The 12,421-nt window shown below is 49.9% G+C and carries 10 protein-coding genes; 1 reads left to right on the forward strand and 9 read right to left on the reverse strand.

Annotated elements, in window-relative coordinates:
* Positions 1–90 precede the first annotated feature (90 nt).
* From SC206_RS08605 to cytX, 3 genes are all read right to left on the reverse strand, one after another.
* Positions 91–1,038: a ketopantoate reductase family protein gene (locus SC206_RS08605; protein ID WP_332736157.1), complete on the reverse strand. Its 948-nt coding sequence runs from the start codon at positions 1,036–1,038 to the stop codon at positions 91–93.
* A gap of 105 nt (positions 1,039–1,143) precedes the next feature.
* A complete protein-coding gene (locus SC206_RS08610; RefSeq protein WP_332736159.1) occupies positions 1,144–1,302 on the reverse strand; it encodes a hypothetical protein in 159 nt (52 codons plus the stop codon).
* A gap of 150 nt (positions 1,303–1,452) precedes the next feature.
* Entirely contained in the window at positions 1,453–2,745 is a 1,293-nt protein-coding gene (cytX, locus tag SC206_RS08615; RefSeq protein ID WP_332736161.1) for a putative hydroxymethylpyrimidine transporter CytX, read from the reverse strand.
* Positions 2,746–3,009: 264 nt separating this feature from the next.
* Between cytX and SC206_RS08620 the strand changes: the two genes are divergently transcribed.
* Complete coding sequence (locus SC206_RS08620; protein ID WP_332736163.1) at positions 3,010–4,857, forward strand: ABC transporter ATP-binding protein; 1,848 nt, start codon at positions 3,010–3,012, stop codon at positions 4,855–4,857.
* Positions 4,858–4,912: 55 nt separating this feature from the next.
* Here the strand turns inward: SC206_RS08620 and SC206_RS08625 are convergent, their stop codons facing one another.
* The 6 genes from SC206_RS08625 to SC206_RS08650 form a co-directional block, all read right to left on the reverse strand.
* Positions 4,913–6,040, reverse strand: a complete 1,128-nt coding sequence (locus SC206_RS08625; RefSeq protein ID WP_332736165.1) for a GNAT family N-acetyltransferase — start codon at positions 6,038–6,040, stop codon at positions 4,913–4,915.
* Between the two features lie 237 nt (positions 6,041–6,277).
* On the reverse strand, positions 6,278–7,057 hold the full coding sequence (locus tag SC206_RS08630) for a hypothetical protein (RefSeq protein ID WP_332736167.1): 780 nt from the start codon (positions 7,055–7,057) through the stop codon (positions 6,278–6,280).
* A gap of 49 nt (positions 7,058–7,106) precedes the next feature.
* Positions 7,107–7,925 (reverse strand): hypothetical protein, encoded by an 819-nt coding sequence (locus tag SC206_RS08635; RefSeq protein WP_332736169.1) that lies wholly within the window; start codon positions 7,923–7,925, stop codon positions 7,107–7,109.
* 82 nt (positions 7,926–8,007) lie between these two features.
* A complete protein-coding gene (locus SC206_RS08640; protein ID WP_332736171.1) occupies positions 8,008–8,535 on the reverse strand; it encodes a fimbrial protein in 528 nt (175 codons plus the stop codon).
* A gap of 75 nt (positions 8,536–8,610) precedes the next feature.
* Positions 8,611–11,265, reverse strand: a complete 2,655-nt coding sequence (locus SC206_RS08645) for a fimbrial biogenesis usher protein (protein ID WP_332736173.1) — start codon at positions 11,263–11,265, stop codon at positions 8,611–8,613.
* A gap of 99 nt (positions 11,266–11,364) precedes the next feature.
* Positions 11,365–12,069, reverse strand: coding sequence for a fimbria/pilus periplasmic chaperone (locus tag SC206_RS08650; RefSeq protein WP_332736175.1), 705 nt, complete (start codon positions 12,067–12,069; stop codon positions 11,365–11,367).
* Between the last annotated feature and the right edge of the window lie 352 nt (positions 12,070–12,421).

Genomic DNA, 12,421 nt, shown 5'->3' on the forward strand with positions numbered 1-12,421 from the left:
TGGTAACTATTGATTAAAAAGAACATTTCTAATCGATACAGAAAGGGAGCTAAGGAAACTTGGCTCCCTTTTTCGTCTATTATTTCTTAATCATTTTTCAATTGAGTGCTGATAAACCGACATATGCGTGTAAGCAGCATTCATTAATGGCGTTGAAAGTACGGCCCGTTTAGAGATCTCAACCAGATCACCCAGGATCTGTTTTGCTTCGACAGGCAAACCTTGGATCATGTCGCGATACATTGACGTGGTCTGCACTGATTCGGGATTAGACAGCTCTTTTATGGTGTTGGCCTTAACCTGTGGGCGCTCCTGATAGCCACCTGCAACCACAATCGACACGACTTCCTCTACAAATGCACGGATAAATTCTAGACCGCCTGCCGCACGAGAAACTTGCCCCATATTGCCACGCATCAGGCAGGCTATTCCGCCGACGCTTGCCAGAAACAGCCATTTTTCCCACATTTCACTGACGATGTTTTTAGACAATCGCGCCGTAATGCCCGCCACTTGCAGCGCCTCATGGACCTTGGTAATACGCTCTGTGGTTTCGCCGCTAACCTCGCCGTAAATTAACTCTTCGAGAGCCGTCATCTGATGAACTTGTCCGTGCTCGTCAAGCGTGGCGTTGATTCTGCATAAACCACCCAGCGCTCGATGCTTTCCGAAACGTTGCTGAATAATTTCCAAATGATTCATGCCGTTGAGTACGGGCAGAATTAACGTCTGCTCGCCGACTACCGGCGCAAACTCTTCCAGCACGGCCTCAAGGGAAAATCCTTTAACAGTGAGGATAATGAGATCGAAAGGCTGGATAATGACTTTCGAGGCAGGCTGGGAGGCTAATTCCGATGCGAGAAGCAACTGCGGCTGGACCGAAAAAATGCCCTCAGGCGTCTGCACTTGCAACCCTGACTTTCTCAGCGCTGCGGCCCGTTTTTCGCGCACCAAAAATGTGACATCGTTCCCCGCCTGTGTGAGACGCGCCCCGTAATAACCTCCCGTCGCCCCAGCGCCAACTACCAGAATCCGCATGCTAATTTCCTTAAATGTCATGGTGAAAAGCCGTGATTCAACATAAGGCGAAGGTGCCGGGCCGTCAATATGAAAGCTATTTAACGAAACGCTGAATGACGCTACTCATTTTTTTCCTACTGCCGCGACTTCTTTTTGGGAAAAATTAAGCTGCTCACGGAGTTCATAAAACTCTGTTTCAAGAAGCATTTGTGACGTCAAAGCTTTAATGCGTGCCTGACTTTCAGGCGAGCGCTGCTCCATAAGATCTTTTAGTGTCGCCATAGTTAATACTCCAAACGAGTACTGCAAGATAATGCTCTAAATGAGTGATGCAACTTGCTGCAACCTCATAAAAACAGGCGTAACAGATGACGTCTCATCTGCCGCCTTTACCCTAGAGCAATCTTCATACTGATTCAGGACTTTCTTGCTTCACTTTGTCTGAGTTTTACCCACGTTTTGTTCCGGTTTACCTATTTTCCCAAACAATCCGCACAGCGCGGCGGCGACAAGTAGCGAGGGGATGGTGGCGCCGAGATTAGGGTAGAACTGCGCGATAAGATGATAAGTCGCGATCCCTAAAATCCAGGCGAGCAGCGAGCGGGCGTCGATGTTACGGGAAGCGGGCTGACGGCGGCGCAGCACGAAGTAGTCCATCAACACCACGCCAAACAGCGGCGCAAAAACCGAGCCAATCAGCAGCAGGAAATTCTCGTAGCGCGCCAGCGGCACGCCCCACGCCAGCAGAGTGCAGATAATGCCAATCACCCACGTCAGTTTGCCGATATTAAGCGGCAGCAGCGTGCCGGTAGAGAGCGCGGCAGAGTGAATGTCGGCGAAGGTGTTTTCATGCTCGTCGACGAGAATCAACAGCAGCGGAATGCCGAGCGCCACGCCAGACAGCGCCAGCAGCAGCGCGTTGCTGTCCTGCGAACTGACAAACGCCAGCGTATACGCCGCGCCCAACGTCATCATCCACAGGCTGCCAAGGAAAAATCCGCAGGCCGTGCCGAAGAAATTCTGGCGCGAAGATTTGCCAAAACGGGTGTAATCCGACACCAGCGGCAGCCACGACAGCGCCATCGACACCACAATGTCGCAGGCCAGCGCAAACGGCATGCTGCCATCACCGGCCTTGTGCCACAGCTCGGTCAGCGAAGTGTGTCGCAGCAGATTAATACTCAGCCAAGCGCAACTGCCTATCAGCAGCCAAATTCCCCAGCGACGCAGCACCACGCGGATAAACGCCAGCGGGCCGCACACCGCCAGCAGCGTGGCGAGAAAACCAAAGATAAAGGTCCACAACGTCGGATTGGCCCAAACGCTTTGCTCGCCCCACGCCTGCTTCGCCAACAGGCTGGCGGCGTCACGCATCACCACAATCTCGAAAGCGCCCCAGCCGATAAGCTGTAAGATATTAAACAGCGCAGGCAGCGCGATGCCTTTTTTACCGAGGCTAAGGGTCAGCGAGGACATCGATGACATGCCGGTCTGGCCGCCGATCAGGCCAACCAGCGACAGCAAAATCACGCCAATCAGCGTGCCGGTAAAAATCGCCAGCAGCGAGCCCGTCATACCTAAACCGGGTGCTAACAGCGCGCCCGCCTGAAGCACCATCAAACCCATCCCCAGCGAGAACCAGAGCGAGAACAAATCGCGCCAGCCCAACACCCGTTTTTGTGGCGTAACAGGCTGTGCTGGCGTATAAATACTATTATTTTTCATGTGGTTAATGTTGTGAGTGAGCAGGGCGGTTTTTATACCACACTTAACGACACGCCGTGATGGCGAGCGCACTTTTTACGCACGTTTATTCGCCGGAAATACCTTCTCCCCCTCGCTTTACACCCGCCGGTTTGCGATAAGTCTGCCCGCAAACATTCGCTAAAATGCACTACGCTTTGTATTTACGATGCTGTATTTACAGTGAATGTTATTGATTGGACCGGGGCGGGACTGCCCGCGATTTCCAGAATATGAGAGGCGCGTATGCTGTACCGTTATTTTGAACGGATGATCGACGTTTTTAAAACGCCGCCGAACCAGACGGCACCCGATAAAGTCTGGCCCTTCTATTTTTACTATCTCAAGCAGGTGTGGCCGAGCTTTCTGGCGCTGTTGGTCGTCGGGCTGGTGGCTTCGTTAATCGAGGTGTCGCTGTTCAGCTATCTGAGTACGCTTATCGACCTGACCCGCAGCACGCCGGCGGCGACGTTCTTTAGCGATCACGCGGGCGAACTGCTGTGGATGGCGGTGGTCGCGCTGATCATGCGGCCGATTTTTATCGGGCTGCACGATTTGCTGGTCCATCAGTCGATCAGCCCGAGCATGACCAGCCTGATCCGCTGGCAGAACCACAATTACGTGCTGCGCCAGAGCCTGAACTTTTTCCAGAACGATTTTGCCGGACGTATCGCCCAGCGCATCATGCAGACGGGTAATTCGCTGCGCGATTCGGCGGTGCAGGCGGTAGACGCCATTTGGCACGTGGTGATTTACGCGGTCTCTGCGCTGGTGCTGTTTGCCGAAGCCGACTGGCATTTAATGATCCCGCTTATCGCCTGGATTGTGCTCTACGGGCTTAGTCTGTGGTATTTCGTGCCGCGCGTGAAAGCCCGCTCGGTGATTTCTTCAGAGGCGCGATCCAAGCTGATGGGGACGATTGTCGACGGCTATACCAATATCGCGACGCTGAAACTTTTTGCCCACACGGATCTCGAGCAGAACTACGCGCGTGAGGCGATCAGCGAACAGACGCACAAAACGCAGATGGCGAGCCGATTGGTCACGGGAATGGACGTCACGATTACCACGCTTAACGGCCTGCTGATCGTCAGCACCACCGGTTTAGCGCTGTGGCTGTGGACGCAGTCGCTGATAAGCGTGGGGGCGATTGCGCTGGCGACCGGCTTGGTTATTCGCATCGTGAATATGTCGGGCTGGATTATGTGGGTGGTCAACGGCATCTTCGAAAACATCGGCATGGTGCAGGATGGCCTGCAAACTATTGCCCAGCCGGTTTCGGTGACGGACAAACCGCAGGCTCCGCGCCTAAAAGTGAGTCAGGGCGCGATTCATTTTGATCACGTCGATTTTAACTACGGCAGTAGCGTTACCGGTAAAAGTCGTAGCGTGATTAACGGGCTGGATCTGGCGATTCGTCCGGGCGAGAAAATTGGGCTGATCGGGCCGTCGGGCGCGGGTAAATCGACGCTGGTGAATCTGCTGCTGAGATTGTACGACATCGACGGCGGCCGCATTCTGATTGACGAGCAGGATATTTCGCAGGTCACGCAGGAGAGCTTACGCGCGCAAATCGGCATGATCACTCAAGACACCTCGCTGCTGCATCGTTCAATTCGCGATAACCTGCTGTATGGACGCCCGAACGCCAGTGAGGAAGAGCTGACCAACGCGATTCGTCAGGCACGCGCCGACGAATTTATTCCGCTGCTTTCCGATCCGCAGGGCCGCATGGGGCTGGACGCGCACGTCGGCGAGCGTGGGGTGAAACTGTCGGGCGGCCAGCGTCAGCGTATTGCGATTGCTCGCGTGCTGCTGAAAAACGCGCCGATTCTGATTATGGATGAGGCGACCTCGGCGCTGGATTCAGAAGTTGAGGCGGCGATTCAGGAGAGTCTGGAAACGCTGATGACCCACAAAACGGTGATAGCGATTGCCCACCGTCTGTCGACCATCGCCAAGATGGACCGGCTGGTGGTGCTGGGTCAGGGCAAAATCGTCGAAATTGGCAGTCACGGCGAGCTGCTGGCGCAAAACGGCCTGTATGCGCGACTGTGGCAGCATCAGACCGGCGGTTTTGTCGGCATGCCTTAATGCATGATTTAAGGCACGGTTTACGACATGAAAAGGTAGCAACAATACAAAAAGGTCAGGCCTGTTCATGACGATAAGGCAGCGCGTCGCGGGCTTCGACAGCCCAGGCGCGCACGCCGTCACGCTCCTGCGCCAGATAATCTTCCACCGCGCTGCGCAATCCGGGATGCCGCAAATAGTGCCACGAGTGGGTGAGAACCGGCTCAAAACCCCGAATCAGCTTGTGCTCGCCCTGCGCGCCCGCGTCGAATCGCGCCAGCCCTTTCGCCATCGCGTAATCCATGCCCTGATAAAAACAGGTCTCGAAATGCAGCCGATCGTATTCGGCGAGGCAGCCCCAGTAACGCCCGTAAAAGGTATCGCCGCTGACTAAACTCAGCGCCATCGCCACGGGTTTTCCGCCCTGTTCGGCCATGACCACCTGAATGGTTTCGGGCATGCGTTCGGCCAGCAGCGAGAAAAATTCGCGGGTCAGATAAGGCGGGTGGCCGCGCACATAATAGGTATTGGCGTAGCAGTCGTAGATGAAATCCCACTGCGTTTCTGAAATCTGCGCGCCTTCGAGCCAGCGAAATTCAAAGCCCTGCGCGATAACCAGCTCGCGCTCTTTGCGAATCTGCTTACGTTTGCGTGAGGTGAGCGTATCGAGAAAATCCTGAAAATCTCGATAGTTGCGGTTGTGCCAATGATACTGACAGCCCAGCCGATGCAGCCAGTCAGGTGAGTCGCCCAGCAGCTGATTGTCGCGGGTGTCGGTAAAATTAATGTGTGCGCTCGACAGGTCGTGCTGTTCGAGAAAATCGGGCAGCGCCTGTAACAGCTGCTGCGCCGCGTCGGGCGTGCCGAGCAAGCGTCTACCGCCGACGGGGCTAAAAGGCGCCGCGCCCAGCCATTTTGGATAGTACGGAATACGCGCGCGATGGCAGGCGTCGGCCCACGCGTGGTCAAAAACGTATTCGCCCGAGGAGTTATTTTTGCGATAACCCGGCACCGCCGCCACAATTTTTCCGTACTCTTTCCATACAAGATGCGCGCTTTGCCAACCAGAGTTTGGCCCGAGCGATCCGCTCTCTTCGAGCGCCGTTAGAAAAGCGTGGCGCAGGAAAGGCTGTCCGGCAGGAACCAGGGCATCCCACTCATCCACGGAGAGTTCGCCGAGATGCGAAAGGGAGACTAACGACATTTTGATTCCCCAATGTTGCTGTAAGTAGGCTGTAAAAAGTAGGCTGAAAGAAAGGCTGCAACAGCCTTCAAGCATCGAATCCCGCGGGGAATACGTCAACCTGTTTTTATAGGCCCAGCTTTTTACAGTCGTTCTCTATTTTTACAGCAACGAGGATTTTCTAAAACGATTCGGTTATTAAAACGATTCGGTTATTAAAACAAGTCAGTTATTAAAACAAGTCGGTTATCAAAACAACTAGGGACAACTCAGCGTGGCGGTGAGATGGGCCTTGTAATTTCCAGCTTTTGCCGCTTTATCCACCTTCAACGTTAACGGAATACCGCCCTGATGCTGCGACGTTTCCCAGCTATTGTTGGTAGAGTTAAACGTAGAGGGGACACTGATTTCCATGGTGGGATCGTTATTTAGCAATAAACGCCCATTTTTCATGAAAGGCGAGCTGATGGCTACATCGCCATTACCCTCGTAATTGATGTACTCATAATAATTTTGACCGGCAGAAATAGTGCCAAAAGAGATAACATCGGGCGTGAGTCTTACGGAACATATTTCAGGTGAGGGCAGTAAAATCTCCTTAAGAAATAACCGTTTCTCATCGTTCGGGTCGCTCCGCATAAATAGTAAAACCTCAAGCGATATTTTCTGCGGGCTTTTACAACGATTGGTCACTATACCGGTAACTTTAATGCGCGGCTGTACGCGGGTATTGGGTTTGACCGCACTTTTCCAATGGCTCCCTTCACGGCCTAATTTCTGTATATAAACGGTTTTTATGTCATTCGGCATTGTCCAGGTAATAATAAAGCTTTTAATGGAAATACACTGATCCCGAATCAATTTTTTGTTTAAAAACAGGGTGAAATCGCCGGTTAAAAGAAATTCTTTTGCAAGCTGCTCCTCGTTAATAGGGGTGCTGCTTTCGCCCCCGATAAACATTTCGACAGCCTGCGTGGAAGTGACGGCTATCAGGTTAATGAAAACAACCCATAGAGCGGTAATAAATAATCTCTTCATTTAAATAGTTTTCAACTATTAAGGGGTTAATAAGGTAACCAAAATATCATTATTGGCAGTTTAATTTAACGGTCAGGTGGGATGTATATGTACCGGGCTGTAATGAAGCAGATGCTTTTAGAGTTAGTGGAATAGTGGGGCTGGAGACATCGGTAAACCAAGTTTTTTGATCCTCTTCATATATAGACGGCACGCTTAATATTAAATCATTTGAGTTTCCTAATTTAAGTTGATTGTTTTTCAAATGAGCCGATGTCATTTCGATTAGGCTATTCCCAGTGAAGCGCTCAAACTGTATGCTACGGTTCTTTATGGTGGAGCCAGGCTTTGTATCTCCAAAGTCAATATTATCTTTTACCAATTCTACACCACACGTTCTTGCAGCAGGTACAATAATGGACGCACCCCATAAACCCTCAATTGATGCATTACTAACATCTAGCTTATCGGATATGTTCATGCCGAATTCGACCGGCCTATGGCAACTATTAGTTAAATAACCGGTTATTTTCCCCTTTTGTAGCGTCGTTTGTATCCCTGCATTCCCGCTTATTAAGAATTCATGAGTTGTTAAGTCAGTTATTTCATGGTCTTCCCTAGCTGTGATTTTACCATTTTGTAAAGCTTCCCAGCTGGCCCTAACGCGAGATAAGTTTAAACATTTTTCTAAATCCTGTTCATTAGTTTTTCCTAATGGCTTTACATTAAAATACATCTTATAAACCCCACGAACTTGAAGGGTATTAGTATTGCCTAGAGCGGGAATCTGAGTTTCATTTTGAGCCCAGCCTGATAATGGCTTAGCTAAAACTAAATTCGGCACTAAAAAAGCTATCGCGAGCGTTAATATAATAAATAGTCTATTCATATTTCTTTAATCCAAACTGATGATAAATAGAAAATTACCGGAATCAATACACTGTTTCCGGTTACTATAAGTTTTAGTCTAATTAGTCGTAACTTACTGCAAGGCTGATGCTACTATCAACACTTCCAGGTGTAACTGTTGCATTCGCTTGCACCAATGATGCGGTGAAATTTAACTGAGCATTTGTGCTTTTACCCTTTACATCATACTTTGCGTCTTCCTTAGCTAAATTTACTTTATGATCACCTCCCATGATTTTAATGCCAACGCCTGTTGCTGAACCTGTAGACTCAAATAATTCAGGGCTATTGGAAATTTTTTTCCCTGTTGCTTCTATCGTGACACCCGTTGTCCCAGCTGAGCAGTTTGTTAATTCTAAACTAAAAGGTGTGTTGCCTTTTTCAATTCCTGCACCAGTTAAATCTCTTGCTGAAATCCTTTTTAGATCGGCTGTTACTTTTGTCGTTTTTAGAGTACAGGTATTCGCCACCACGGTTGCAGTTATTGTAAGGTTAGCGGTGTCGTATGCAGCCTGAGCGCCCCAGCAGGTCGCCAATAAAGCAGCGGAAATAACGCTCAGCATCAGGTTTCTTTTTTTAATTAAACACATGTGTAGTTCTCTCATTTAGTAAAGTATTCGAAAAGCAGCCAATATTTTGGCCGCGTAGATAAAGTGAGCTTGGGATTAACTGCATACAGCTTTGGTGCGTACCAACGATTGTTGCAGGGCATCTTTGGGCAACTGATATTTCACCGCACAATGTTGATTTGCACCTTCGCCCCACTGGGCGGTTAGCGTGCCCTTCGGCGCAAGGCCGGTGAGATAAACCTGACCGTCGTCGCCGACCAGACTTGCATTGTCAGCCTGCATAATTGTGCTGCCGAAGGGCAGCGGCTGGCCGTTGTGCGTTAGGGTCATAAGCGCTCGCACGCCGCTGCGCGCCTTGAAGTTGGCACGGACGATGGCGCCCTCGGTGGGAATAACGCTGGTGACTACGTTGTCGAGATCGGTGTGGTCATCCAGCTGGTTGATATCCAGCGCAACGCGATTTTCACGATAGTCACTGGCGTAAGGCACGACGGTGTAGCCACGCCAATCGGTATGGACACCTGTACCGTTTTCGACGCCAACATCATTGGCCCCCGGGGCGGCGACCAAAATATTGGTACGACCCAGCGACTGACCGACTGTAAGACCGTTGCGATGGAGTATCACGCCGCCCGACACGCCATAATTCATCTGGCGATAGTCATGACCATAGCTGTAACCCGCACTGGTACTGCCGTAAGTGCCGCTATAATCTGCGCCCGCGTTGCCGCTATTTCCGCTATGGGGGTCATAACCCTGCGACACATTCCAGCTCAGATTATTTTCATCCAGCGCATTGCCACTCAATCCTGCCTGATGGGTAAAACTGCCGTCGCTGTTGCGATTGGTGTTGTAGTTAGCCCACATCGTGTGCTGCTGCGCCGTGCTGTCGCTGTGAGGTAGCCAGGCATCCAGCGGCACCGAAAGAGAAAGGAAGGCGGTTTTATCGGCTTCCGGCTGGCCGCTAATGCGACTATAACCCAATGAAATCGTGTAACTTATCTGGTTGATGCTGTTGCTGTAGCCTGCGCGCAGCGAGCGAGAGGTTGCGCTGCTATTCCAAAAAGTTTGCTGCGTACCGCTCACATACAAGGAGCCAAAATCGCCCAGCGTCTGTGAAATATTCACCTCAAGGCTGGCGCGTCGCGTGTTGTAAAGGTTGTAATAATCGGTATATGGGCGTTTTACCGGCCGGCCGTTGACATCAAGCCGGTTAAAGTCATAAAGCCAGCCGGTCATTCCTTTAAGCGCGGTTTCATCAAGGGTATGAAAACCCTGGGTTGAATAACGATAGCCCGCCAGCTGTAGCGTGGTGCCGGTCGAGACCAGCGAACGACCATAAAGGAAGCGATAAGACTGACCCTGATGACGGCTGCCATCGTTTAGCGTGCTGTCGGCCTGCGTTGCGTCGGCAGAAATTGCTCCCCAATCCCCCATGTTCATGCCCGCGCCCAGTGCGCCAGCCCGATAACGCTCGGCAAGCTGAATGCCGCCATAGGCAGTAATACTGTGCGGCAATCCCCATAACAGGGTGGCCTGCATGAACTGTGGATGGTCATAACGGTCGCTATTACTGCGATAACGGCCAGCGGTCAGCCCATAACGGAGGTGGCCGTCGCGCTGTAGCATCGGAACCGACGAGTAAGGCACCATAAAATGCGTGATGCCGCCGTCAGCTTCGGTGACCGTGACGTCCAAGTCGCCACTCGATGACATCGAATATAAATCTTTGATATCAAAGGCGCCGGGGGCGACAAAGGTTTGATAAATCACATTGCCGTTCTGACGAATCTCGACTTGGGCGTTGCTGTGCGCGACCCCTTTTATTGACGGCGCGAAACCTCGCTGATTATCGGGATACATGTCATCGTTGCTTGCCAGCATGACACCGCGAAAAGAGAGCGAATTAAACACATCGCTTTCGGTAAAACTGTCGCCCAGCTTCAATTCGCTGCGTAACGGAATAATTGCCCGCTCGACATAGCTGTCAATGTGCTGCCATTGGTAACTGCTGCTCTGGCTGCTTTGATAGCTGCTCCAGTTGCTGTTATCTCGCAAACGCCATGCGCCGAGATTTAATCCGCTGCTTAAACTCAGGTTATTACTGCTGCTATCGCCGTAGCGGCCATGGTTAGTGCTGCCGCTATAACGATAGCTGAGCAGGGCGGCGTTGATGCCTTCGTCCCAGCGTTCCGGCGGGATCCAGTCCTGTGGCAGGTTTTTCATCGCAGCCTGCGGAATACTGATATCCAGCCGCATTTTCTGAAAATCAAAAGCTGTGAAAGCCTGCGGAATAAAATTGCCGGGCGCGACGCAGGCCGCTGTAGGTAAATTCGCCATTGCCGGAAAGAGGGCGATATTGACCGCCATAGCATCGAGATCGGCAGGAGTCAGGCAAGCCATCAGCCCGGTATCATCATGAGGTAATGACATTGCGGTATTCGGCAATACGCCTGCTTTAGGTAAAGAGATAAATTTTAATTTTCTGTTCGCAAGCTGATTACCATTAATAAAAACGTCTACCTGATAAGTGCCGGGTAACTGGGTTCCCGCCTGTTCAAAACGCGACAGGTCAGCCACAGGTTGGCCCGAGGTTGCATCCAGCATTGAAGGGTCGAAATAGAGCCCGGCTTTAGCTGCGCCCGGAAAAAGAGTAAATAAAACCACTGCCAAGGGTGTGACATTAAAAATACGTTTTGCTTTAATGACGGTCTCTTTTTTTGTTATCTGCCGCCAAGATTTATTATTCATTTCACAGTTTCTTTTATTTTAATTATCAAGCAGAAATCCCCCTTCCTGGTGAAAATAATAGGCGGGAAATAAAAATAGCTTTAAAGTGGTAAAATTAAATCAGGGTAAAATATTTTTCTTGATGCTGTCGGAAGTCCCACCAAAATCATTTATATAATGGTAGGTAATGGTTTTATCGGAGCCTACTGGCAACGTTTGCATTAGCTGGCTTTTAGGCGCAATCATAAAGCTATTAATTTCTTGGTGATTATAAATAATATCTGTAAGCGTCAAGTAATAAGGCGATGAATTAGTTATTTGTAATTTGTTGCCGACTCGGTCGAAACGTAAAGTATTTGCTGCCGAGTTAACGTCCTGAAGTAAACCCTTTGGACGAATAAACAGCTTGATACGATTTGCCGCGGCGATCAACAACACGTTGCCATTGCCTATTTTCGACTTATCAAGGGAAGGTATGGCTTTTTCAATAAAGTAATAGAGCGATTCATGGTCGGTGGGCAAGTCTCCGCCTGCATACATGACCCTGACGATATTTTCATTTTTAGGCCCGCTTAGATAGAGCGGCGGCGTGACAATAAAGTCTGGAGATTTCTTACCCGTCGCATCTTCGACCCACGACTGCACGAGAAAAGAGTCAGTCGTCGAAGAGTTCATCAGCGAAACGCTAACCTGTTTTGCGCCTTGCGGATAAACAATACGCGTTCCCTGAATAGAGAGTCCGCCCTCTGCCTGCGCCAGTCCAGAGGCCAGTGAGGCTAATATCACCAGAGAAAATAAAAGTCTAATACGGCAAAAAGAAAGCATTATTATATCCAATGTAATTTAGTATAAGAGTTAATTTAAATTAATTAAGTCGTCAGATTTATTAGGAATGTGATGAGAGTGTATAAGGGCGCTGAAATTATTTCATTCTGACAAGTCAGGAAAATCGATTCTGCCGGAATTAGAACGCTAGATATGAAAATAATTTAATTACTTGGCGAGAAAAGGGAAAGGAAGAGAGAGAGGTTTTTTGCAGGTAAAATAAATATAAATAAATTTTCAATAATCTTAAGTTATAAAGTATCAATAAGTAATGTAGGGGTTTTTACGCGTTACTTTTATATTATTTTTAATTTTATTACTTTAATTTTTAAAAGGTTTAATACAAGCCGTT

Source organism: Rouxiella sp. T17 (assembly GCF_036663475.1).
Classification (GTDB): Bacteria; Pseudomonadota; Gammaproteobacteria; order Enterobacterales; family Enterobacteriaceae; genus Rouxiella.

Coding starts and splice junctions, on each gene's coding strand:
- SC206_RS08605 (WP_332736157.1), bottom strand. CDS start 1,038: ATGCGGATTCTGGTAGTTGGCGCTGGGGCGACGGGAGGTTATTACGGG.
- SC206_RS08610 (WP_332736159.1), bottom strand. CDS start 1,302: ATGGCGACACTAAAAGATCTTATGGAGCAGCGCTCGCCTGAAAGTCAG.
- cytX (WP_332736161.1), bottom strand. CDS start 2,745: ATGAAAAATAATAGTATTTATACGCCAGCACAGCCTGTTACGCCACAA.
- SC206_RS08620 (WP_332736163.1), top strand. CDS start 3,010: ATGCTGTACCGTTATTTTGAACGGATGATCGACGTTTTTAAAACGCCG.
- SC206_RS08625 (WP_332736165.1), bottom strand. CDS start 6,040: ATGTCGTTAGTCTCCCTTTCGCATCTCGGCGAACTCTCCGTGGATGAG.
- SC206_RS08630 (WP_332736167.1), bottom strand. CDS start 7,057: ATGAAGAGATTATTTATTACCGCTCTATGGGTTGTTTTCATTAACCTG.
- SC206_RS08635 (WP_332736169.1), bottom strand. CDS start 7,925: ATGAATAGACTATTTATTATATTAACGCTCGCGATAGCTTTTTTAGTG.
- SC206_RS08640 (WP_332736171.1), bottom strand. CDS start 8,535: ATGTGTTTAATTAAAAAAAGAAACCTGATGCTGAGCGTTATTTCCGCT.
- SC206_RS08645 (WP_332736173.1), bottom strand. CDS start 11,265: ATGAATAATAAATCTTGGCGGCAGATAACAAAAAAAGAGACCGTCATT.
- SC206_RS08650 (WP_332736175.1), bottom strand. CDS start 12,069: ATGCTTTCTTTTTGCCGTATTAGACTTTTATTTTCTCTGGTGATATTA.